The following is a 24,199-nucleotide window of genomic DNA, read 5'->3' on the forward strand; positions in this document are numbered from 1 at the left end:
GCACCGGTCGACGGGTCAGCGATCGGCGGGTCAGCGGTCGGCCCGGCGGTCCTTCAGCTCGTCGACAATGAGCAGGTCTGGCCGCAGGTGCTCGGTCTCGTACGCGGCCCGGCCCACCAGGTGCGCGGCCATCGGCGCGGTCAGGGCCTGGAAGACCACAATCGCGACCACGAGAGTCACGGTTCCGACCGAGAAATTGTTGATCGCGACATCCGCTGTCACCGCCATGAGCCCGAAAATCTGCGGCTTGGTCGCGGCGTGCAGTCGCGACAGTACGTCGGGAAAACGGATGAGCCCGATTCCGGCGGCCAGGCACATGGTCGCGCCGGCTAGCACGAGAATTGCGGTCAGCACATCGTGCAGAACGGCGCTCATGCGTTGTCCCGACCGGGCAGAAAGCGGGCGACGCTGAGCGAACCGAGCACCGCGAACAGCGCCAGCACGAGCAGCACCGGCAGGGTGTCGGTGTGCCGGTTCAGGGCCATCTCGGCGCCGAGGGCGCAGATGATGGTCGCCACGAGCACGTCGGAGGCGATGACCCGGTCGAGCACGCTCGGTCCAATGACGATGCGGTACACCGACAGGAGCGCCCCGACCGCGAACATGACCGACGCGACCACGGCCACAATCTGCAACATCATGACAATTCCTTTCCTGATCGACGAGCACTGAGCCGGTTTGCGGGCAGCACCCCGCGCATCCGCTCGACGTCTTCGTGCGAGCCGAACCCGCGCACGATGCGCCGTTCGGTGTCGAGTACGCGCCGCCGAAACTGCTCGATATCGCTGGCGCTCTGCATATTCAGCACGTGCAGGTACAGGATGGACGATTCCCGGTCGATGTCGACGACGATCGAGCCGGGCACGATCGAGGTGGCCACCGCCGTCCAGGTGAGAATTAGGTCGCTGCGCGTGCGCAGCCGTATCTCCAGGATCGCGTTCGACGTGACCAGCCGGGGCTTGACCGCGAGCCAGGACACGTCGACCGACGCCCGCACGATGTCCACGATGAGCCGCACGAAGAACACCACGGTCTGCAGCGGATGCACGCGCCCGCTCAGCTGCACCGGCACCAAATAAAACGCCACGGTCACGACGATTCCCACGACGAGCCCGACCAGCAGGTTGAGCCAGGAGAACTCGCCCCAGAGCAGCATCCACAGCACGATCAGGGCGATCAGCGGCGGAATTTGATTGCCGACGGCTTCGAGGCGCTCGCGCGAAGTGGTCACTTGGCGCCGCCCTCGAAGTTGGTGCCCACATTACTGTCGGCGATCGACCCGGTTCCGTTCGGGAACACGGCATCGATGTAGGTCGACGGCGAGCTGATGTTGGCGGCGGCCCGGGTGGCGAGGTCGAAGATCGGACCGGCGAACACGGTCAGGCCGAGGGCCAGCACGAGCATGGACGTGGTCGTACCGACCATGAGCGGGGAGACCGTCTTCTTCAGCACGATGCCCTCGTCCTGCGGGTCTTCCACGAGCGACGCCGACATCGACGAGGTGTAGTCCTTCACTTGTTTCTTCGGCCGCCAGAACGCCATGTTCCAGGCCCGGGCCAGGGCGTAGAGGGTGAGCAGCGAGGTCAGTGCGCCCACGCCGATCAGCACGTAGATGATCGGGTCGCCCACGATCGTGCCGGCCTGAAACAGGGCGATCTTGCCGAGAAAGCCGGAGAACGGCGGGATCCCACCGAGGTTGAGCGCGCCCAGAAAGAACAAAATGGCCACGAGCGGTGACGATTTCAGCAGTCCGCCAAGCCGCGACAGCGAGGTGGTGCCGCCGACCCGGTCGATCAGGCCCGCCGCGAGAAACAGGGTGGTCTGCACGGTGATGTGGTGCACGACGTAGAAGATGGTCGCGGCAATGGCGAGTGGGGTGCCGATGGCGATGCCGAAGAGCATGTAGCCGATGTGGCTGACCAGGGTGAATGAGAGCAGCCGTTTGATGTCGGCCTGGGCGAGCGCTCCCAGAATGCCGACCAGCAGGGTCAGCCCCGCCACGATCATGAGTGGCATCGAGAACTGATTGTCTGGAAAGAACAGGGTCTGGGTGCGCAAGATCGCGTAGACACCGACCTTGGTGAGCAGCCCGGCGAACACCGCGGTGACCGGCGCCGGGGCGGTCGGGTAGGAGTCCGGCAGCCAGAACGACATCGGGAACACGGCGGCTTTCACCCCGAAGGCGATGAGCAGCAGCAGCCCGAGGATCAGCTGAATGTCGGCGGGGAGGTCGGGCATCCGCTCGGCGATGAGGGCGAGGGTGACCGTGCCGGTGGCCCCGTAGATGAGGGCGATCGCGCTGAGAAACAGCAGCGACGAGACCAGGCTCACGACGATGTAGGTGATGCCCACGCGAATGCGCGCGCCGGTACCGCCGAGGGTGAGAAGCACGTAGCTCGCCGACAGCAGCATCTCGAAACCGACATACATGGTGAACAGGTCACCGGCAACGAAGGCGTTGAACAAGCCGGCGGCCAACACGAGATACGTGGGGTGAAAGATCGAGACTGGAGTCTCGGTGTCACCGTCGACGATGCCCTGGCCCACCGCGAACAGCAGCACGCCGAGCAGCATGAGCGCCGAGATGAGCAGCATGATCGCCGAGAGTCGGTCGACGACGAGCACGATGCCCCACGGCGCTTCCCAGCCCCCGACCTGCACCACGACGGTTCCAAACCGGTCGACCAGCGCAAGCAGCACTGCGCTCATCACCGTGGCGGCGGCGAGGCTCAGCACGCTCACCAGCACCTGCAGGCGACGACGCTGGCCGAGCATCAGCGCGACGGCGGCACCGAGCAGCGGCAGGCAGACGATGAGGGGTACGAGGGCGGTCATCGCGCATCTCCCTCGGGCTTTTTCGACGCAGCGCGAGCGGATGCGCCGGCGCTGCCGGCCGCATCCGCTTTGCTGGAGACGGTGTCTTCATCGCTCGTGGCGCCGTCGCCGCGCTCGAAGTCATCGATCGACTCGGCGACCGCGTCGTCATCATCGGAGGAGGAGCGGAAGGTGGCGTCGGCTTCGTCGGCACTCTCGGTGGCGTGCTCGTCGGTGAGGGTGTCGCCCTCATCGCCGAGCTGGGCCAGCCACCACGAGCGATAGATCAGGGCGAGCAACAGCGCGGTGATGCCGAAGTTGATCACGATCGCGGTGAGCATGAGCACCTGCGGAATCGGGTCGACCATGTCGGCGACGCTCGAGCCGGTGACGATCGGCGAGCTTCCGGGCCGGCCGCTCATGATGAAGATGAGCAGGTTGGTGGCGTTGCCGACGAGTAGGAAGCCGATCAGTACCCGGGTGAGGCTGCGTTCGAGCATCACATAGACGCCGGCCGCGTACATGACGGCCATCACAATGACGAGGGTGAGGGAGGCGCTCATTGGGATGCTCCTCCGTTCGAGGAATCGTTCACGGGGCTGATGCTCACGCCGGCAGCCGTGTCGGTGGGAGGTTCGGCGTCGGTCGCCGGGGCCGGTCGCGGCCCGACCTCGTCATTTTCGCTCTGCCGGTCGATTTCGCTGCCGAGGCTGCGCAGAATGTCATAGGTCAGCCCGATGACAACGAGATACACGCCGATATCGAAGATGGTAGAGGTACCAAACGACAGGTCACCGAGCACGGGCACGGACGCCGTGAAGTAGGCCGATTCGAGCGGGATCCCGTCGAAGAACAGCGAGACGACGGCCATTCCCACGGCGAGAATCACTCCCAGACCCAGGATTTTGCCTGGATCGATCGGCGCCGCTTCGCTGAGCTCGTAGCGTCCGCCGGCCAGATACCGGGCCACCAAGGCCAGGCCGGCCAGCAGTCCGCCAGCGAACCCTCCGCCGGGCAGGTTGTGACCGGCGAACAGCAGGTAGATCGACACGATCATCGCGGGGTGGAAGAGCAACCGCACGAGCACTTCAATGAGAATCGACCGGCTGCTTGGGTCGTTTTTACGCCCGGCGAGGAGAAAAGCCTGCCGGGTGACGGCGTGGCCCTCACTCGATAGCTCGGGGTCGGCGACGACGCGACGACGGTTCGCAACCGAGCGCAGGCTGCGGGATTCCTTCAACCTGGGCACGACCGAGTTGCGGCCCGACACGAACAGCAGGCTCGCAACGCCCGTGGCCACGACGATGAGCACCGAGACCTCACCCATGGTGTCCCAGGCGCGAATGTCCACGAGCATCACGTTGACGATGTTGTCGCCGTGCCCGTCGTCGACCGACAATCGGGGCAGTGCGCCGGCGATACTCGCGAAGTCCCGCGCCCCGAGCGCGATGAACCCAATGGTGCCCATGACCAGGCCGACCAGGCTGCCGATCAGCAGGCGACGCTTGCGGCGCACCGGTTTGTTGTGCTGGGCGATGTTCGCGGGCAGTCGGCGCAGCACGAGCACGAAGATCACCAGGGTGATCGACTCGACTAGGGCCTGAGTGAGGGCGAGGTCTGGTGCCCCGTGAAAAGCGAACAGGGCGACCAGGCCGTAACCGGTGACGCCTGCAAGAATCACGGCGGTCATCCGCTGCCCGACCCTGGCCGCCATCACCGCGCAGATTCCCATAATCAGGGCAATCAGTACCTGACCTGGGTAGTCCCACAGCACGATCGCGTCCGGCCAGGTGCGGTTGACGAAGGCCGCAAAACCGAGGGCCAGCACGAAGACGGTAAGGATGGTGCCGAGGTACTGCGGGAGTCCGCCCTGCTGCGCGAAGTGGGTGACGCGGGCCGCGATGCGGTCGACGGCGCGGATGGCCTTGCCGTAACCGCGGCCGGCGTCGATGTAGTCGGGAACCCTCGCCTGCAGTTTCGACACGCCGCGGCGGGCTCGAAACAGCAGCGCGCCGAGCAGCAGCACGGCCGCACTCAGGTAGAGGGCCGGCTCGAGCCCGTGCCACAGCGCGAGATGGTACGGCGGTTCGGTGACGCTGCCGGCGCCCGGAACGGTGTCGGCATAGGGCGCGAGCAGCGGATCGAGCATGGAGGCGAACAGACCAAGACCAATGGTCGCGACGGTGAGCACCCCGGGCGCGAGCAGGGTGTCCCAGGGGCTCGCGTGCAGCACGGTCTGGGGCTGTTCCTTGCGCCTGCCGAAGGCCCCCCAGAAGAAACGGATGCTGTATGCCACCGTCAACACGGACCCGACGGCCGTGCCGATGAGCGCCGCGTAGCCCCAGCCGGACCCGCCGACGCCGGCGTCGAGCAGGGAGGTGAACACAGCCTCCTTGGCGACGAAGCCGAACAACGGCGGCAGGCCGGCCATCGACGCGGCAGCGATGAGCGCGATGACGGCGAGGCCGGGAGCTGTGCGACCGACGCCGCTGAGCTTCCGCCAGTCGCGGGTGCCGGCCCGGTGGTCGATCACGCCGACGACGAGGAACAACGTGGCCTTGTAGAGGGCGTGAGCGAGCAGCAGAGCGGCGCCGGCGAGGGCGGTGTCGCGGGTGTTGAAGCCGATCGCGATCATGAGAAAGCCAAGCTGGCTGACCGTGCCGTAGGCGAGCAGAAGTTTGAGGTCGTACTGGCGCAGGGCCCGCCAGGCGCCGACGACCATGGTCCAGACGCCGAGGGTGACGAGCACCGGCAGCCAGCCGTCGCTGTCGGCGTAGCCAGGGGCGAGCCGGGCGACGATGTAGATGCCGGCCTTGACCATGGCGGCGGCATGCAGGTACGCGCTCACCGGGGTCGGCGCGGCCATCGCGGCCGGCAGCCAGAAGTGGAACGGCACCAGCGCACTCTTGGAAAGCGCACCGACCAGGATCAGCAGCACGGCCCAGGTGCCCATGGTGCCCGTCACCGGGTTGGCCACGATATAGGCGAGGCTCGTAGTGCCGGAGGCGACCGAGATCATCACAACACCGACCAGCATGACCAGCCCGCCGAAGGTCGTCACGATCAGCGCCTGCAGGGCGGCGCCGCGGCTCTCGCGTTTATGCGTGTAATGCCCGATCAGCAGATAGGAGAGCACGCTCGTGATCTCCCAAAACATGAACATGATCACCAGGTCGTCCGCGGTGACGAGGCCGTACATGGTGCCGGCAAAGGCGAGCAGCAGCGCGGCGAACCGGCCGAGGCTGGGCTCGTCGTCGGCGAAATACCGCGCGCAATAGATAAGGACGAGGGCGCCGATGCCCGTCACGACGAGGGCGAGCAGCCAGGCCAGCGTGTCGACCCGAAAAGACAGGCTGATACCGAGCTGCGGAATCCACGGGATCGACTGGGTCACGGCCCCGCCGGCGGTGACCGTGGCGGTCTGGGTGAGCGTGTACGCGAAGGCCCCGGCCGGCAGCAGGGCGATCAGATAGAAGACGCGGGTGCCGAGACGCCGGGTAAGCCAAGGCGTGAGCACCGAAAGAACGACAAACGCGAGGAGGAAAAGAACCATGCGGCCTCCAGGCTTGTCAGGTCGGGGTATGAAGGTCTAGTCTACCCGCCTACAGGCGGCCCCCCGCCGGGGGTTCTGGCAACGCGCTCAGCGCAGGGCTCGGGGCCGCAGAGTAGGGTTGCGCTATCCCCCGGCCGACGCCGCACACCGCCAGAAGCGCGCGTGCGTGCAGTTTCCGGCCACTTCCCGCGCCACTCGAATCGTTTCTCACACGAAGCCTTCTGCGTGACCGGCCAGCGAAATCGAGTACCGTTTTGAGCCCCACCCGCGGCCAGCAGCCCTCATCCATGCCCGCGTCGGGCGATTCGTCGTCGGAACCGCACGGTCACCACGACCACGCGATTCCGCCCGAAGAAACCCCGTTCGAGCACATCGAAGACGCCCTGAGCGTGCACGAGGATGACGCCCTGCACAAGGGACTCAAGTCTCGCCACGTGCAGATGATCGCGATCGGCGGTGCGATCGGCACCGGCCTGTTCCTCGGTGCCGGCGGACGCCTCGCCAGCGCCGGTCCCGCCCTGGTGTTCGTCTACGCGATCTGCGGTTTCTTCGCCTTCCTCATCCTGCGGGCGCTCGGCGAACTGGTGCTGCACCGCCCGAGCTCCGGCTCCTTCGTGTCGTACGCGCGCGAATTCTTCGGCGAGAAGACTGCTTTCGTCACCGGTTGGCTGTACTGGCTCAACTGGGCCATGACGGCGATCGTCGACGTGACCGCGGTGGCGCTGTACATGAATTTCTTCGCCACCTACTGGGCGCCGTTCGGCGAGGTGCCGCAGTGGCTGTACGCCCTCGCCGCACTCGCCCTGGTGCTCTCGCTCAACCTGCTCTCGGTCAAGGTGTTCGGTGAGATGGAATTCTGGTTCGCCCTGATCAAGGTGCTCGCCATCGTGGCATTCCTGATCGTCGGAACCTGGATGGTCATCTTCGGCACGCCGCTCGACGGGGCCACCGCCGGTTTTGCGCTGATCGGCGAAAACGGGGGCTGGCTGCCCAACGGGCTGATCGCATCCGTTCTGGTGGTGCAGGGCGTTGTGTTCGCGTATGCCTCGATCGAGCTGGTCGGAACGACGGCCGGGGAGACGAAGAACCCCGAGAAGGTCATGCCGAAGGCCATCAACACGGTCATCATTCGCATTGCGGTGTTCTACGTGGGGTCCATTCTGCTGCTCTCGCTGTTGTTGCCGTACACGGCATATAAAGCCGGCGAAAGCCCGTTCGTCACGTTCTTCGGCACGATCGGCATCGACGGCGTCGACGTGATCATGAACCTCGTCGTTCTCACCGCGGCCTTGTCGTCGCTGAACGCCGGTCTATATTCCACCGGGCGCATACTTCGATCGATGTCGCTTGCCGGCTCAGCGCCGCGTTTCGCGGGCAAGATCAGCCGCAACGGAGTGCCGTTCGGCGGCATCCTGCTGACCGGGGTCGTGACCCTGCTCGGGGTGGGCCTGAACGCCATCGTGCCTGACGAAGCTTTCGAGATCGTGCTGAACATGGCGGCGATCGGCATCGTGAGCGCCTGGGGCATGATCGTGCTGTGCCAGCTGAGGTTGCAGGCCTGGGCCAAACGCGGCATTCTGGTGCGCCCGGTGTTCCGCATGCCGTGGGCGCCGTACTCGGGCTATCTGACGCTCGTGTTCCTGGCCGGTGTGCTCGTGCTGATGGCGTTCGACTGGCCGGTCGGCACCCTCACGATCAGCTCGCTCGTGCTCATCGTTCCGGGACTGATGATCGGCTGGTACGCCTGCCGCGGTCGCATTCTCGAGATCGCCGCAGCCCGCGACGGCTTCACCGGCCGCGTGCCGGTCGTGGCCAACCGTCCGCTCTCCGACCGTTCGCGCGACTAAGCGGATGCGGCCTGGCGCGCCTGGGCGCGCTGCGTCATGAGGTCAGTGACCACCACGAGCACGAGGGCAACGACCAGCAGCCCCACGTAGACCAACGGCACCCGCTCGAGCCCGACGCTGTCGATCAGCACCGCACCGAGCAGTGCACCACCGCCGATGCCGGCGTTGAACGCGGTGGTGTAGAAGGCGCTTGCGGTATCGCGGATGCGCGGCGACGCGGCGTGCAGCATCCGGGTCTGCATCAGCGGAGGGAGCATGCCGAACGCCATGCCCCAGAGCACGAATGCGATGAGCGCCACCGGCAGGGTCGCCGTGAACGCGGCGAGCAGGCTCACGCTGAGGGCGCTCACGGCGAGGCCGAGAATGAGGCCGAGGCTCGGGCGCGGGCCGAAGACCGTGCCGACGAGCAGTAGTCCCACCGCGCCGGCCACACCGTAGGCGAACAGCATCGGGGCCAGCAGTTCGGGGTCAATATTGAGCCCGTCGAGCAGGAACGGCGCGATGTAGGTGTAAAAGCTGTAGTGGCCGATCATGGTGATGCCGGTGATGATACAGATCAGCACCACGGCCGGCACGGTCGCGTCGCGCGGCTGACGGGTTTTCGGTGCGTGAGCGGATGCCGCGGCGCCGGTGGAATACCGCGCGACCGGTGGTAGAAACTTCCAGACCAGAACCGCACCCACGAGCATCAGGCCGGCGAGCACGACGAAGGAGAGCCGCCAGCCGAGCAGGTGTCCGCCCGCGGTGCCGAGCGGCACCCCGAACACGAACGCGAGCGTGCCGCCGGCGACCGTGATCGAGACGGCGCGACCGATCTGCGCTTTCGGCACGAGGTGCCCGGCATAGGCACCCACCACCGACCAGAACAGTCCGTGCGCGACGCCGCCGAGCACGCGCGCGGCGACGACGAACTCGTAGGTCGGCGCGATGGCGGTGAGAATATTGCTCACCGCGAAGATGATGAGCACGACGATGATCAGCCCGTGCCGCGGAAAGCGGCGGGTCCAGATGGCGACCGGTGCGCTCGTGAGCACCACCGTGAACGCGAACCAGGAGACCAGCAGCCCGATCTGCGATTGGGCGACACCCAGGCTGCGACTCATCTCGGGGAGCAGCCCGGTCGGCAGCATTTCACTCGTGACCGAGAGAAAAACGGCGGCAGACAGGGTCATCAAACCGACCCAGGGAAACGGCGGTTCAACCCGGTCTGAGCGAACGGACGGCGCGACCGGGATCGAGCCGGTGGGCAAAAAGATATTGGCGGTGTTGGTCATGGCTGCATTCGAACTGGGCCGAAGAGGACGACCGGTGGGACCATTCACACCGAGATCGAAGCCACTCGACTGCGCGCCGACGTGCGCGCCCGGGGCCGACTTGTTCAGTGCGACCAACAGGTAGTCTACCCAAAGCCGGTGAGGCGGCAACTGGGCGGGCCGCGGCATCCGCTCTCACGCCGGGTATTCTGGCCCAATGACTTCTTCGACCCCGCACCACTGGGTAATCACGCTGGTCTGTGCTGACCAGCCCGGCATTGTGCACGCCGTCAGCGGCGCGATCGTGCAGGCGCAGGGCAATATCTCGGAGAGCCAGCAGTTCTCCAGCGATGACACCGGACGGTTCTTCATGCGGTTGCAGGTGCAGTCGCCGGCGACCAGGCCCGAGCTCGAGGCGGCGCTCGCGCCGGTAATCGAACGTTATGCGATGGCGTCGATCATCGATGTCGTCGGGCGTCCGCTGCGCACGCTCGTGCTCGCTTCCTCGGCCGGTCATTGCGTCAACGATCTGCTGTTTCGCCAGCGCGGCGGGCAGCTGCCGGTGGAGATTCCGCTCGTGCTCAGCAATCACGGCACGCTGCGCGACCTCGTGGGGTTCTACGGGGTGCCGTTCGAATCGCTGCCCATAACGGATGCCGCCAGCAAGGCCGACTTCGAAGCGCGCGTCATCGAGGCGGTCGACGACCTCGACATCGAACTCGTCGTGCTCGCCCGGTACATGCAGATTCTGTCGCCGGAACTGTGCGCGCGGCTCGGCGGGCGGGCGATCAACATTCACCACTCGTTCCTGCCGGGGTTCAAGGGGGCCAACCCCTACCGCCAGGCGCACGCGCGCGGCGTGAAGCTCATTGGTGCGACCGCGCACTTTGTGACCGGCAACCTCGACGAGGGTCCGATCATCGAGCAGAACGTGGTGCGGGTCGATCACTCACGCACTCCGGCGGAGCTCGTGTCGATCGGACAAGATGAGGAGAGCCGCACCCTCACTCAGGCGGTCAAGTGGTTCGCCGAGAACCGCGTGCTGCTCGACGGGGCCCGCACGATCATCTTCAAGTAGTGGACGGGGCCCAGGCCCCGTCCACGGGCCCAGGTTATAAACTGGGCCCAGGGTCCGGGCCTGGGCCCCGTCCGCAGCGCGGGTCCGGAACGCGCGCCCAGAATGTGCGCCCGGAACGCGAGGCCACAGCGCATCGCTAGGATTGAATAGTGACAGATACGCGCGACCTGCCGAAAATCGGCCCCAACGACATGCTCCGGTTCGTGCTCGAACTCTTCGCCTTCGTCAGCCTCGGAATCTGGGGGTTCGTCGCCTGGCCCCTCCCCTGGCCCGGCATTCTGTTCGGCCTCGCCACTCCCGCCTTCGCCATCCTGGTCTGGGCGCTGTTCCGCTCCCCCCGGGCCGTGTTCCGCCTCGATCCATTCGGCAAGGCCGTCATCGAGATCGCCATCTTCGGCTCGGCCGCGCTCGCCTGGTGGGATCTGGGCCTGCCCATCATCACCGTAATCTTCGCCGTCGTCGCCACGGCCAGCGGCATTATCTCCGGCCGTAAAGAGCTTCGCTAACCCCTCCCACTAGAGCAATGCTGAACGGGTCAATCGGGCACGTGCGGTGCACCCTCGCCGGCTAGGCCAACCAGGCGACCGCAGCAGCGACATCGGATTCGGCGATACCGTGGCCACCGGCGCGCAGCTCCTGCTGCACCCGCGCGCCCTGCGCTTCCAGAACCTCCACGAGGCTCTGCACACTGGCAAGCGGTGCCATCGGGTCGCTGTGACCATTCAGCAGCAGCACAGCGGATGCCGCCAGCTCGCTCGCCGCGACCCGCGCGCCGATCGCACGCTCCACCTCGCTCGCATCCGCTGACACGTCGAGCGGGTGCATCCCCGAGAAAGCGATCACCCGCGCCACCACCTCGGGATGCAGCAGGGCCAGGGCGAGGGCGATGTTGGCGCCATTGGAGAACCCGACGGCAACGAGCGAACGGTCGCCCAACTCGTAGTAGTCCCGGGCCCAGACCAGGAATCCGGCTAGGTCGTCGGCTCGCCGGGCGACATCTTCGGTATCGAAGACACCTTCCGACAGCCGACGGAACCAGCGGTTCACGCCGTTCTCTGCCGCGCGTCCGCGTGGGGCGAGCACTGAGGCCGTCGGGTCGAGCGCGGCGGCGAGCCCACTGATCTGCTGCTCGTCGCCGCCGGTTCCGTGCAGCATGAGCAGTACCGGAGCGTCGGGCGAACCCGCCCGAAACAGGTGCGGCCAGTCCGGTGTCACGTCACTCATTCGTGAGCCGCGGCGGCTGCCAGCGCCGCGGCATCCGCCAGCCCCGGGTTGTTCTCGGCGGGCACCGTGACGGGCGCGACCGAGTTCTCGATGGCCTCACGGCTCGGCTCGAGCCACGGCGGAAGCTTGAGCGACCGACCGAGTTCGAGCAGCGGCTCATCGATGTCGAAGCCGGGGGTGTCCGTGGCAATTTCGAATAATACGCCGCCGGGTTCGCGAAAGTAGATCGAGGTGAAGTAGTCCCGGTCGAGAATGGCGGTCACACCGTAACCGCTGTCCACGAGCTGTTCGCGCCATTCGGCCTGGGTGGCCCGGTCGGGCACCCGGAACGCCACGTGGTGCACGGTTCCGCCAGCGGTCAGTCCCGGCTCGCCGGCCGGGTCGGCGAGCACGTCGACGAGGTTGCCGGCCGCACCATCACCGGCCCCGACGCGGATGCGGCCATCCGATTCGGAGATGACATGCATGCCGAGGTCAGCCGTGAGCACCTGCACGGTCTTCGCCGGGTCGGCCACCGTGAGCACCGAGGAGTGCTGGCCGCGCACCGCAAATTCGGCGGGAACGGATGCGGAATCCCACGGATTGCGCGGATCCACGGTCGACGATCCCACAAGGTCGAGCTGCAGGCCGTCGGGGTCGCGCAGCGAAAGGCGCTCCTCGTGCGAGGAGCGTCCGGTCACCGCAGATTCCACGCCGAGCGCGGCGAAGTGTGCTTTCCACCAGCCGAGGCTGCCGGCCGGAACCGAGAACGCGGTGGTCGTCGACTGCCCGGCACCGGTGCGTCCGCTGCGAATGCCGGCCCACGGAAAGAAGGTGAGTAGTGATCCGGGCCGGCCGGAGTCATCGCCGTAGTAGAGGTGATACGTGCCCGGGTCGTCGAAGTTGACGGTTCGTTTGACGAGGCGCAGGCCCAGTCCGGTCACGTAGAAGTCGATGTTGCGCTGCGGGTCGCCCGCAATCGCGGTGACGTGGTGCAGTCCGCTGGTCTGGACGGTCATGGCTAGTCTCCTTGGCAGATCAATCGCTCGTTGTTTATGCAAACGCATGTATCTGCTGTGGTATTCCCACTCGTCCCATGCCCGCAGGAATTCGTGCGCGCGTTTTCGGGGACTAGTTCAGGAAATCGGTTTCGCTGGCCAGGGAACGCCTCCGACTCCTGCGGAAGCTCGGTGGGCCGCGCCGGACTTTCCTGAATCAGCCACGCGCATCCGCTGTTACGCGACGGCGAGGCGCTCCGACGGCATCCGCAGCGCGTACGCCGCCGCAATGACCAGGAAAACCCCGCCCACCGCGAACCCGGCCGAGAACGAGAAGGTATCAACCAGCAAGCCGGCGACGAGCGGACCGACGATCGCACCGGCATCCGCGCACATGGAGAACACCGACACCGGGCGTCCCCCGCGAGCGCCGGCAGCATCGCCCACCGCTGCGGCCGGCGCGGTGCCCATGAACGCCGCGGCGACCCCGTAGACGCAGAGCAGGACGCCGAGCACCCAGATGTTCGGCGCGAACGAGATGGCCACGATCGCCAGCCCAGCCACGGTGAATGCCCCGATGATTGCCGGTTTACGCCCGACCGTATCGACGAACCGGGCGGCCGGCGCCAGCGCGAGTGCCTGGGCCACCGCCGCGGCCGCGAGAGCGATGCCGGTCCACGAGCTGGTCCCGCCGAGCACCACCACCACAAACAGCGGAATGAGCGTCGTGCGTACCCCGAGGGACGTCCAGCCCTGGGCGAAGTTGGCGATGCAGGCCGCGCGAAAGCGCTCGTCGCGCAACACGGTGCGAAACGGCGTGCGCACAGCGGATGCGTCGGCCGCGGCGATCGCGCTGCCCCGCCCGCCGGAACGCAGCAGGAACAGCCCAACCAGGCCCGCCACGGTGAGGGTGCCAGCGTAGAAGAAGAACGGTGCGGTCAGGGAGATGGTCGCGAGCAGGCTGCCGATCGCCGGGCCAGCCATGCCACCGATCAGGAATCCGCCCTGATAGAACCCGATCGCACGGGCCCGCCGGCCCGGCTCAGCCGTGCGCAGCAGCAGTGTCATGGCCGACACCGAGAACATGGCCGAGCCGATGCCGCCCGCACCGCGCAGCAGCAAGAGTTGCACGTAGCTGTCGGCCGCGCCGACCAGTCCACTGGAGAGCGCGACAATTCCGATGCCGATGGCCAGCACGCTGCGCTCCCCCGCCCAGTCGATCAGGCGGCCACAGGCCGGGCTGAACACGAAACGCATAAGCGCGAACGCCGAGACGACCGCACCGACCTCGAGGTTGCCGACCCCGAAGCTCTGCACGTAGACCGGAAGCACCGGAACCACAACCCCGAACCCGACCATCACGAAGAATGCGATGACGCCGAGCACGATCACGTCCCGGTTCAGCCGCGGCTTCGGGCTCGCGCCGGTTGCGCCCGATCCGGCTACAGCGGATGCCCGGGGTCGCCCCCGCATCCATCCCGCCGCTCGCATCCCTACAGCTTAAGCTGCCGCGTGCCCCCCGGGCCCGGAAAGTACGAACACGCACAACTCGTGACACGCGTGAAGGCGACGGATGGCGCATCCGTCGCCTTCATCGTCGCCCGGGCCCACCTTATGACCACGGGCCCAGTTTCTAAACTGGGCCCAGGGACGGGGCCTGGGCCCCGTCCAGAAAGAGACCGGGACCCGTTGGGAACGAGACGAAGCTCGGGCCCCGTGCAGATTGCACGGAGCCCGAGCACCGGCGGCGGGCTACCGCACGACCAGCAGGGAGCGGGCCGGGCTGTTCGCGGCGGCGACCGCGTCGTTGCCGGCGTAGTGCCCGACCACCTTGTACAGGCCGCGACCGAGCTTAGGCAGCGTGACGCTGCCGTGCCCGTTCGCGTCGAGCGTCACGGTGAACCGGCGCTTGTCGACCGTCACCGTGGCGGTGTCACCGACCTCCCCCTTGCTGGTGACCGTGACCGACACGGTGACCCGGCTGGAGAAGAAGACGGCCCGGTGGTTGAGCGTCACCGCGACCTTGGCGGCATACTTCACCAGAACACCAGCCGAGGTGACCGCTGCGCTCGGCCCGCCCGGCACCAATGCGGCCACGACCACGGTCAGTGTCGTTCCGGCGAGCGCCTTGGTCGGCGTGAAGGTGGCTGACGTCGCACCCGTGATGTCGACGCCGTTGCTCTGCCACTGGTAGCCGAAGATAAGACCTTCGACGTTCCACTGGCCGGGGTCAGCCGTCAGAACCGACCCGATCTCCGGCGTACCGGAAATGCTCGGCGCCACGGTATTCACCGGGGCCTGGGTGTTGTCACCCTCGCTCGCCGCAATGGCGAGAATCGTCGAGGCTGTGCTGTCGCCGTAGTCGACCACACCGAGGTACGGCGTGTTCGGCACGAGACCGGCCCAACTGAGCGTGTACGTGATCGGCACGCCCTGCGGCCCCTGGATCGTCGGCGGTGTCGCGGTGAACCCACTGGTGGGAATCCCCGACGCGACCGAGAAGGTGTTCACGTCGAACGCCGTCGAACCGGAGAAGACGTCCACAACGACCTGGTAGAAGCCGGCCTCCGGGGTGGGGATGTCAACGTGCTCATCGGCGGACCCCGTAGCCGACTGCCAGCCGGCAACCGGGTTGCCTCCCGGGCCGTCGAGCAGCAGCACGAACAGGTCGAGGTCGGTCGAATCGTCGACGGCGTTCAGGTCGAACCGGGCGAGCCGGCCTGTCTGAATCTCCACCTCGTAGGTGAACTGGTCGCCGGTCGCGCCCTCACCGCTGTGCGCAGCGGACGGGTCCGCGGCGTTGTTCTGGTGCACCCCGTTGGCCAGGCCGCTGAGGTTCAGCGCGACCGGTTCTGACCCGCCCGGGGCCACGGTGATGTCGATCGAACCGTCGAGGCCGGTGCCAGCCACCTCGGTGGGGGCGACGACGGTGACCGGACGAACAGCGATCGGGCTGTGCACCACGTCGAAGAAGTCGCCCGGGTCGCCCGAACCACCGTTTCCGAAGCCCCAGTCCAGCGAGCCGGTGGCGTACTGGTCGAGCGGAGCATCCGTTCGAGTGAAGGTCACCGTGTAGCTCTGCTTCTCACCCACGGCGCTGAAGGTCATCTCGGCCGGAGACACAACGGCGGTGATGCCGGGGATCTCGATCGGGACGGCCGTGTAGGTGCCCACCCGTACGGCGGTCACCGTGCGGGTGATGGTTTCGGGCGCGGTCAGCGCTCCGATCTGAATCGACGGCAGGTTCAGGTTGCTGGCGTCGATCGGCTCCACGCCGGCGTCGAAACCGATCCCCTGCAGGTAGGCCAGCCAGTCGGCTGGACCGCTCTGGTAGACCAAGCCCGGAAAGTCGAACGAGGACGGGTTGACCTGCCCGGCACCCTGCGCGAACGGGTCGGTCACCGGGGCACCGGTAGCGTCGACCGTGTTCTTCGCGGTCGTCATCATGACCGACTTGATCTCGGCCGGGGTCGCGAGCGGCCGAAAGCCCAGGATCAGTGCGGCGAGGCCGGCGATGTGCGGGCTGGCCATCGAGGTACCCGACTCGAACTGGAACGTCGGGTCGGCACCCTCCGCGTTGGGGCCGTCGGCCAGAATGCTGACACCGGGCGCCGCGATATCGGGCTTGAGCAGGTCGCCGCCGTCGGCGGTCACCGGCCCGCGGGAGGAGAATCCGGCCATCTGGGGCACCGGCGTCTGCGTGGCGGTCGTGTTGTCGGGTGTGAACGTGACGGTCGCGCCTGCCGTTGCGGCGTAGGCGAAGACCGGGTCAAAGGCCGGGGCGTCCAAGTGGATGCTCGGCACCGAGTGTTCGTCGGTATCGACGTCGGCCGGTGTGCGGTTGACCAGCAGCATGCCGCTGCCGCCCGCCCGCAGCACCTCGGCCGACTTGGCCACCCGGTCGTAGACGCCGCGCTGGCAGAACACGATCCCGCCGGCCACCTTGGCCGGGTCGAGTGCGCCCGGCGCGCAGAGCAACGCGTCAGCTGGGTCGAAGCCGTCCACCGCTACGAGGTCGGCCCGCAGCAGGTTGCCGGAGAGCGGGGTGGCTCCCGGCGTGCGGTCGACGGTGATCGAGGCACCGGCATACGCCGTACCGTCACCGAGCGTGGCCGTCGCCTCATACGACGGAATCGTCGTCGCGGCGACCGTGGTGATCCACGGTGACGCGTTCTCCACGGTGGATGCCGTTGGACCGTCGTTACCAGCGGATGCAGCCACGAAAATGCCCGCCGCAGCAGCGCCGAGGAAGGCTTCGTCGGTGGGCGAGAACGTGGTCTGCGCGGGGCCGCCGCCGATCGAGTAATTGATCACGTCGACGCCGTCGGAGATGGCCTGGTCGATGGCCTTCAGAATGTCGGTGTCCGTGCAGCCGTCGTCGGTCGTGACGGTGTTGTCGGGGCCGGACCAGCACACCTTGTAGGCGGCGATCTTGGCAGCCGGGGCTACCCCCGAGATGTTGCCGAAGTCGACTCCGTTGATGGTCGTCGGTATGTCGGCGTTGCCGCCAGCGGTGCTCGAGGTGTGCGAACCGTGACCGTCGCCGTCCCGCGGGGAGACGTATTCACCCGTTGACGCGTCGCCGATCTGGTCGGCTCCGAAGCCGTCGAGAAAGTACCGGGCCCCGATCACCTTGGTGCTGCAGGCACTCGCAGCGAACTGCTCGCCGGTCTGGCAGGTGCCGGTGAAGGTGGTTCCGTCAGCCTTGTTCATGGTGATCGTGTCACCGTCGAGCCACGGCTCCTCGCCGGGTGTCGTGCCGAGCGGCGATCCGGCGAAGGACGGGTTCTCCGGGGCGATGCCGGTGTCGAGCACTCCGATCACCACGCCCTTACCGGCCTCGCTGGTTCCGCCGAGCTTGGACCACAGTCCGTTCGGTCCGCTCAACCGCAGAAAATCGGTCGACGACTCGGCCGTCACGTGTCGGAGGGCGTCGGGTACAACCGACACCACGTTCTTCTTCACGGCCAGGGCCGCCGCCTGCTTGCCGGTGAGCTGCGCTGCGAATCCGTTCACGGCGAGCGTGTAGGAATACGCCACCTTGGCATCAACGGATGCTGCCACCTCGCTTTGGATGCGCGTCAAGTAGTCCTTGTAGGTCTCGGCCGAGCGGCTTTGGGCGTTGAGCTTGGCCCCGGCATCCGGCATGGTGGCCGAGAAACCGTCGACTCCGCCCTGATACAGCGCAACGGCCTCGTCACTGAGGGTCACGATGTAGCGTCCGGCGGTGAAATCCATCCGCTGTCCGCCGGGAGAGGCGATGCTGCCGGAGAGACCGGTCGCTGCGGGGGCGGCGCCGGCGGGCAGGGTGCCGCCGACCAGTACGGAAGCGCCCACCAGGGCGATGGTGACGGTGGCCGCGATTGTGGCGCGGCGGCGCGTGCGGGATGTTGGCGCTGGGTTCAGCGCTGAATCCGGCGCAGACATCGTGCGCCTGAAGAAAGAACTCACGTGGGTGTCCAATCCGATAAGGGTGCGAGGTGGTCTCGTTCCACAACAGGAACGTGTCGCTGTCCCGATGCGCGGGACAGTTCGCTGGTGACCGTAGCGCGCTCGGCGACCCCCGGATAGGGGCATTCCGCAGGTACCGCAGGCTGGGGGTGCGCAAGCGGGCACACGCAACGCGCGCCGCGTGCATCCGCTTGAAAAACGGATGCACGCGGCGCGCGCCTGGCGCTCGCCTGCTACCGCACGGTCAGCGTGCGCGGCTTGCTGTTCGCCGCGGCGACGAGGTCGGTGCCGGCGTACTGCGCCACAACCGTATAGCTGCCGCGGTCCAGGTCGGGTAGGGTCAGCGATCCCTTGCCCTTCTGATCGAGGGCCACGTCGTAGCTCTGATCGTCGACCAGAATCTGCACTGTGCCGAGCGGCGCCGAGCGCGGTGCGTCGGTCTTCACCGACACATTGATCGTGGCGCCCTTGGAGTGCGGCTTAGCCTTCGAATCGACCTTCACATCAACGGTGGTGGAGTACTTCACTACGACCCCGGCCGAGGTGGCCGCGCCGGCCGGAAGCCCGTCGGCCCGGGCGGTGACAAGCACCGTGAGCGTCTTGCCACCGAGCGACTTGGTCGGCGTGTAGTCGACCTTGGTGGCCTTCTTGATGTCGCGACCATCGGCCTGCCACTGATAGCTGTAGGCCAGCCCGGCGAGGTTCCACTCTCCCGCCAGAGCGGTCAGTTTCGCGCCGACGACGGCGGTGCCCTCGATCGACGGCAACGCCGTGTTCACGGGCGCTTCCGGCTCGGGAGCTGCGCCGCTGGCGACCGAGACGACCGTTGAGACCGAACTGTCACCGTAACCGACGAGACCGAGGTAACCGGTCTCGGGCAGAAGGCCCGACCAAGACAGCGAGTACGTCGCCGCCACGCCCTGCTGGCCCGCGACGACCGGTGGTGCGGCCGCGAACGACCCCGCGCCGGGGCCGGCGAGCACCGAGTAGGTGTTCACGTTGAACGCGGTCGTTCCGCTGTAGACGGAGTTGATCACCTGGTAGAAACCGGCTTCGGGGTCGACCAGGTCGATGAGTTCATCGGCCGATCCGGTCGCGGACTGCCAGCCGGCCACCGGAGAACCGCCGTCACCGTTCAGGCGGTAGACGATCAGGTCGAGATCGGCGGTCTGGTCGACCGCGTCGAGGTCGAACCGGGCGAGCTGGGTCCCCTCCGGTACCTCCACCTGGTAGCTGAACTCGTCACCGGCGGTGCCGGATCCGGTGTTCGGACTGGCCGGGTCGGCCGGGTCGCTCTGGTGCAGTCCGGCCGCGAGGCCGATCAGGTTCAGCGCGATGTCCCCGGTGGCTCCGGGGGTGATCGACACGTCGACCGAACCGTCAACCCCGGTGCCGTTGGCGGTGGCCGGCGCGACGAGGGTAACGGGCTGAATGGCGATGGGACTGTGCACGAGCGTCCCTCTGCCGCTCACCCAGTTGAGCGAGCCGGTCGAGAACTGATCGAGCGGGGCATCCGTTCGGGTGAACGTCACGGTGTAGCTGGCCGATTCGCCTTCAGCGCCAAAGCTCAGCGTGGCCGGCGAGACGACCGCGTCGATGCCCGGTACCGTCACCGGCTGGGCGGTGAAGGTGCCGGCCTCGGTGCTCGTGACGGTGCGGGTGATGGTCTCCGGCGCGGTCAGTGACCCGATCGCGATGGAGGCCAGGTTGAGGTTGCTCGGGTCCACCGGGTCGGCGCCGACGTCATAACCGATGCCCTGAATGTAGGAGTACCAATCCTCGGTGTCATTCAGGTAGAGCAGGCCCGGTTCGAACATTCTCGTCGGGTCGACGTGACCTGCACCCTGGGTGAACGGGTCGGTGACGGTGTCGCCGCCCGCATCGACGGTGTCATACGCGCTCGTCATCATGGCCGACTTGATCTCGCTGGGGGTGGCGAGCGGTCGTTCACCGAGATACAGCGCTGCGAGTCCGGCGATCTGCGGGCTCGACATCGACGTACCGGAGAGGAACTGCCAGGTCGGCTCGCCACCCTCGGCGTTCGGACCGTCGGCGAGAATGGCCACGCCGGGCGCGGTCACGTCGGGCTTCAGAATGTCGCTGCCGTCGGCGAGTACCGGCCCATGCGAGGAGAACCCGGCCACCTGCGGTGTCGGCGGCGTGTAGCTGGTCGTATTCCCGTCGGTGAATATAACGGATGCCGCGGCGCTGCCCGCGTAGGCATACGTCGCCTCCCAGTATGTGGAGTCGAGGTGGATGGTGGGCACGCTGTGCTCGTCGGTGTCGACCGAGCCGGGAACGCTGTTCACGAGCAGCGTGCCGATGCCGCCGGCCCGCAAAACCTCGGCGGACTTCGCGACCCGGTCGTAAACGCCGCGTTCACAGAGCACGATGGTTCCGGAAACGAGCGCCGGGTCGAGGGAATCGGGGCCGCAGAGCAGGGCGTCGGCCGGGTCGTGGCCTTCCGCCGCTACGAGGTCACCACGCACGAGAGTGCCGGCCAGCGGGGTGGCGCCCGGGGTGCGGTCGACCGAGATCGAGCCGCCAGCGTAGGCGGTGCCGTCACCGAAGGTGGCGGTGGCCTCGTAGCCGGGGATAGTGCTCGCGGCGACCGTGGTGATCCACGGGGAGGCGTTGTCGAGCGTCGACGCACCGGGACCGGAGTTGCCGGCCGAGGCGGCCACGAAGATGCCCGCTGCGGCCGCGCCGAGGAAGGCCTGGTCAGTCGGTGAGACCGTGGTGTCGGCCGCTCCGCCGCCGATCGAGTAGTTCAGAACGTCGACGTTGTCGGCGACGGCCTGGTTGATACCGGCCAGCAGGTCGGAGGTGGCGCAGCCGTCGTCTCCGCCGGGAGCAGCCGTCCAGCAGACCTTGTAGGCGGCGATCTTGGCGGCCGGGGCAACGCCCGAGATGAGGCCGTAGTCCAGGCCGCTGATGGTCGCGGTTACGTCGTGGTTGCCTCCGGCGGTGCTCGCGGTGTGCGACCCGTGGCCGTCGCCGTCGCGCGGCGACAGGTATTCGCCCTCGTCGACCCCGCCGATGCGATCGGCGCCGTAGCCGGTCACGAAGTAGCGCGCACCGACCACCTTGGTGCTGCAGTCCGAGGCGTCGAACTGCACGCCGGTGACGCACTCGCCGGTGAAGACGGTGCCGTCGCTCTTGGTCATGGTGATTGTGTCACCGTCGAGCCAGGGCTCGTCACCGGCCGTGCCGCCGAGTGCGTCGCCGGCGAACGAGGGGTTTTCCGGTGCGAAACCGGTGTCAAGCACGCCGATGACGACGCCCTCGCCCGCGGTGTCGGCGCCGCCGGTGGACGCCCAGACGCCGTCATCGCCGGAGAGTCCGAGAAACTCGGTCGACGAGGTAGCGGTCAGGTGCTTGAGCTCGTCGGGCGAGATGGCCACGACGTCTTTCTCGGCCGAGAGCCTGGCCGCCTGCGCGGCGGTCAGTTCGGCGGCGAACCCGTTCAAGGCCAGGGTGTAGGAGTAGTCGATCGTGGCATCAACGGATGCCGCCACCTCCTTTTGCTTACCAGCCAGGTAGTCGGAATAGCTCGACGAGGCGCGACTGTGCGGATCGAGGCGGGCGCCGGCATCCGGTGTGGTCGGTGCAAAACCGTCGACACCGCCGGTGTAGGTGGCGACAGCGTTGTCGGCCAGGGTCACGATGTAGCGACCGTCGGTGAAGTCGGTGACCGGGCTGCCCGCGCCGATGATGCCGCCAAGGCCGGGAGCCATCGGGGCGGCTGCGGCACCGCTCACGCCCACGAGGGCGGCGGCGGCGACGAGGGTCGTGGTCACGCAGAGCGCCATCACCCGCCGCATCTGGTGGGGAGCGAAATACGGGCTTTCGGGCGGGAGTGTGGTTCGCCTGAACTGTGATCTCACGTGCGTTTCCAATCGGATCGGAGTGCGCTAGCCGCTCTGCCCCAGTTCGGGGCACAACGTGCTCGTGAACGTATCGCACGGGCGACACCCCCGTACAGGGTGCAGAATGCTCGGTAACACGATCGTTACCTTGACTAATGCTCAATTCAGGCTCGGGGCAGCCCCTGAATCAGACGGGTCTGTCTACTGTCGGGAGTACCGGTCTGTCTGCCCTTTCGCTGGTTTCCAGTGGGGCCGATGCTCCGCCAACGGATGCCCGCCGAGCCCGCACGGCATCGCGCCGACCGCCAATGGCGCGCAGCGCGTTCAGAATGGTGATGAGGTCGACGACCTCCTGGCTGATCGCTCCGGCCGTCGCCGGTATGAGGCCGAACGCCGCGATCACCATGAGCACCACGCTCAGGGCAATCCCCAGCCAGATGCTCTGCAAGGCAACACGAACGGTGTCCTGGCCAATGCGCACGGCCCGCACGGTGCGCGAGATATCGTCGAGCAGAATGACCACGTCGGCCGATTCGCTCGCCGCCGTCGAGCCCTTGGCCCCCATCGCGATGCCCACGTCGGCGACCGCGAGTACGGGAGCGTCGTTGACGCCGTCGCCCACCATGATCACCGGGCGTCGGGTCAGCGCCCGCACAGCGTCGACTTTGTCACTCGGCAGGCAGTCCGCTCGCACGTGCACAATGCCTACCTGGCCGGCCACGTGCAAAGCGGTAGCGCGCGCATCGCCGGTGAGCATGAGATTCTCCCGCACGCCGAGACGGGCGAGGTCAGCGACGCTCTGGCGGGCGTTGTCCCGCACCCGGTCGCTGGCCACGATGCTGCCGGCGAACCGTCCGTCCACGGCGACGTACATGGCCAGCTCGCCGCCGGCAAGGTGCGTAGCCGTCGCATCCGCTGCCCCGTCATTGATGAACGAGAGCTTGCCGACCCGCACGGTTCCGGGGGCGAATCGGGCCTCGACGCCAAAGGTTGCGGCCTCACTGGCCGAGTCCGCCGTGTGCAGCGCGAGACCGCGCTCGTGCGCGGCGCCAAGAACGGATGCCGCCAGCACGTGACTCGAATACTGCTCGGCCGACGCCGCGAGAGTCAGCAGCTCGTCAGCGCTGAAGCCCGCTTCGGGGCGCACCTCGCTGATCGCGGGCGTGCCGTAGGTGAGCGTTCCGGTCTTGTCGAAGACGACAGTTTTGGCGCGGGAGAGGGCTTCGAGCACGCCGGCGCCCTTGACGATGATCCCGTTCCGCGCTGCCCGACTCATGCCGCCCATGAACGCGACCGGCGCGGCGAGCAGCAGTGGGCACGGCGTCGCCACTACGAGCACCTCGGCGAACCGCACCGGATCGTTGGACAACGCCCAGGCCAAACCGGCCAGGGTGAGAGCGCCCACCGTGAACGGAACGGCGTAGCGGTCGGCGAGGCGCACCACCGGGGCTTTACTGCTTGACGCCTCCTCGACCAAGGCAATGATGTGCTGGTACTGACTGTTCGCGGCGGTCGCCGTGGCCATCAGGGTGGCTGCGATTTGCCCGTTGATGGATCCACTCAGTACCGGGTCTCCGACGCTGCGTTCAACCGGGAGGCTCTCGCCGGTAAGCGAGGACTCGTCGAACGCGGCAGTGTCGCTCTGCAGTTGCCCGTCGACCGGCACGATTTCCGACGGGCGCACGAGCAACAGGTCGCCGACACGCACCTCGGTGGCCGGCACATCCGTAGCCTCACCCGAGTCAGGGTCGAGGCGATGAGCGATCTGAGGCGCACGTTTCAGGAGCGCGTCGAGTTCTCGCGCAGCGCGGCCAGCGGCATAATCTTCGAGGGCCGCGCCGCCCGACAGCATGAGCACGATGAGGAGGGTCGCCACGTATTCACCCACGAGGATGGTAGCGACGATCGCGATGATGGCGAGCAGGTCGACGCCGAAGCTGCCCCGGACCAGTTGACGTACCATCCCGACGGACGAAACGAGGGCGGCAACGATGCCGAACCCGCTGAACAGCCAGCGCACGGCATCCGCTTGACCGAAGATTCCGAGCGCGAGCCCGAGCAGGCCGACGAGCACCGTGGCGGCGACGAGCGGATATCGGCGTGCGAACACGAGGAGGCGGGACATGCCTGCAT

The 24,199-nt window shown here is 67.2% G+C and carries 16 protein-coding genes; 3 read left to right on the top strand and 13 right to left on the bottom strand.

Annotated elements, in window-relative coordinates; genetic code table 11:
- Window positions 1-30: 30 nt before the first annotated feature.
- Genes mnhG through BLS91_RS03585 form a run of 6 tightly spaced genes read right to left on the bottom strand, consistent with a single transcriptional unit; the run spans window position 31 to window position 6,367 of the window.
- A complete protein-coding gene (gene mnhG, locus BLS91_RS03560; protein ID WP_092339272.1) occupies window positions 31-375 on the bottom strand; it encodes a monovalent cation/H(+) antiporter subunit G in 345 nt (114 codons plus the stop codon).
- The gene (locus BLS91_RS03565) at window positions 372-641 is read right to left on the bottom strand and encodes an MrpF/PhaF family protein (RefSeq protein ID WP_338061543.1); all 270 of its coding nucleotides are present in this window, start codon (window positions 639-641) and stop codon (window positions 372-374) included. The genes mnhG and BLS91_RS03565 overlap by 4 nt, the downstream gene beginning before the upstream one ends.
- Window positions 638-1,231 carry a Na+/H+ antiporter subunit E gene (locus BLS91_RS03570; RefSeq protein ID WP_092339274.1) on the bottom strand — a complete coding sequence of 198 codons (594 nt, stop codon included), beginning with the start codon at window positions 1,229-1,231 and terminating at the stop codon, window positions 638-640. The genes BLS91_RS03565 and BLS91_RS03570 overlap by 4 nt, the downstream gene beginning before the upstream one ends.
- Window positions 1,228-2,835, bottom strand: a complete 1,608-nt coding sequence (locus BLS91_RS03575) for a Na+/H+ antiporter subunit D (RefSeq protein ID WP_092339276.1) — start codon at window positions 2,833-2,835, stop codon at window positions 1,228-1,230. The genes BLS91_RS03570 and BLS91_RS03575 overlap by 4 nt, the downstream gene beginning before the upstream one ends.
- Entirely contained in the window at window positions 2,832-3,377 is a 546-nt protein-coding gene (locus BLS91_RS03580; RefSeq protein WP_092339278.1) for a sodium:proton antiporter, read from the bottom strand. Before BLS91_RS03580 ends, BLS91_RS03575 begins: the two co-directional genes overlap by 4 nt.
- A complete protein-coding gene (locus BLS91_RS03585; RefSeq protein ID WP_092339280.1) occupies window positions 3,374-6,367 on the bottom strand; it encodes a Na+/H+ antiporter subunit A in 2,994 nt (997 codons plus the stop codon). The genes BLS91_RS03580 and BLS91_RS03585 overlap by 4 nt, the downstream gene beginning before the upstream one ends.
- 287 nt (window positions 6,368-6,654) lie before the next feature.
- Here BLS91_RS03585 and BLS91_RS03590 point away from each other — a divergent pair, with 287 nt between their 5' ends.
- Entirely contained in the window at window positions 6,655-8,214 is a 1,560-nt protein-coding gene (locus BLS91_RS03590) for an amino acid permease (protein ID WP_092339510.1), read from the top strand.
- Here the strand turns inward: BLS91_RS03590 and BLS91_RS03595 are convergent.
- Complete coding sequence (locus BLS91_RS03595) at window positions 8,211-9,488, bottom strand: MFS transporter (RefSeq protein WP_092339511.1); 1,278 nt, start codon at window positions 9,486-9,488, stop codon at window positions 8,211-8,213. The two genes, BLS91_RS03590 and BLS91_RS03595, sit on opposite strands and share 4 nt — an antisense overlap.
- A gap of 196 nt (window positions 9,489-9,684) precedes the next feature.
- On the opposite strand from BLS91_RS03595, the gene purU reads away from it, so the two are divergent.
- Both purU and BLS91_RS03605 read left to right on the top strand, forming a co-directional pair.
- Complete coding sequence (purU, locus tag BLS91_RS03600) at window positions 9,685-10,545, top strand: formyltetrahydrofolate deformylase (protein WP_092339282.1); 861 nt, start codon at window positions 9,685-9,687, stop codon at window positions 10,543-10,545.
- A gap of 149 nt (window positions 10,546-10,694) precedes the next feature.
- Window positions 10,695-11,051, top strand: coding sequence for a YrdB family protein (locus BLS91_RS03605; protein WP_233197351.1), 357 nt, complete (start codon window positions 10,695-10,697; stop codon window positions 11,049-11,051).
- 61 nt (window positions 11,052-11,112) lie between these two features.
- On the opposite strand, the gene BLS91_RS03610 is transcribed toward BLS91_RS03605, so the two are convergent.
- From BLS91_RS03610 to BLS91_RS03635, 6 genes are all read right to left on the bottom strand, one after another.
- Window positions 11,113-11,769 (bottom strand): alpha/beta hydrolase, encoded by a 657-nt coding sequence (locus tag BLS91_RS03610; protein WP_092339284.1) that lies wholly within the window; start codon window positions 11,767-11,769, stop codon window positions 11,113-11,115.
- The gene (locus BLS91_RS03615) at window positions 11,766-12,767 is read right to left on the bottom strand and encodes a ring-cleaving dioxygenase (RefSeq protein ID WP_092339286.1); all 1,002 of its coding nucleotides are present in this window, start codon (window positions 12,765-12,767) and stop codon (window positions 11,766-11,768) included. The genes BLS91_RS03610 and BLS91_RS03615 overlap by 4 nt, the downstream gene beginning before the upstream one ends.
- A gap of 216 nt (window positions 12,768-12,983) precedes the next feature.
- Window positions 12,984-14,219 carry an MFS transporter gene (locus BLS91_RS03620; protein ID WP_092339288.1) on the bottom strand — a complete coding sequence of 412 codons (1,236 nt, stop codon included), beginning with the start codon at window positions 14,217-14,219 and terminating at the stop codon, window positions 12,984-12,986.
- A gap of 279 nt (window positions 14,220-14,498) precedes the next feature.
- Window positions 14,499-18,173, bottom strand: a complete 3,675-nt coding sequence (locus tag BLS91_RS03625; protein ID WP_092339290.1) for a S8 family serine peptidase — start codon at window positions 18,171-18,173, stop codon at window positions 14,499-14,501.
- Window positions 18,174-18,430: 257 nt separating this feature from the next.
- Window positions 18,431-21,997: a S8 family serine peptidase gene (locus BLS91_RS03630; protein ID WP_241983020.1), complete on the bottom strand. Its 3,567-nt coding sequence runs from the start codon at window positions 21,995-21,997 to the stop codon at window positions 18,431-18,433.
- Window positions 21,998-22,253: 256 nt separating this feature from the next.
- The gene (locus BLS91_RS03635; protein ID WP_092339293.1) at window positions 22,254-24,191 is read right to left on the bottom strand and encodes a heavy metal translocating P-type ATPase; all 1,938 of its coding nucleotides are present in this window, start codon (window positions 24,189-24,191) and stop codon (window positions 22,254-22,256) included.
- Window positions 24,192-24,199 lie beyond the last annotated feature (8 nt).

Source organism: Cryobacterium flavum (assembly GCF_900103805.1).
Taxonomy (GTDB): Bacteria; Actinomycetota; Actinomycetes; order Actinomycetales; family Microbacteriaceae; genus Cryobacterium; species Cryobacterium flavum.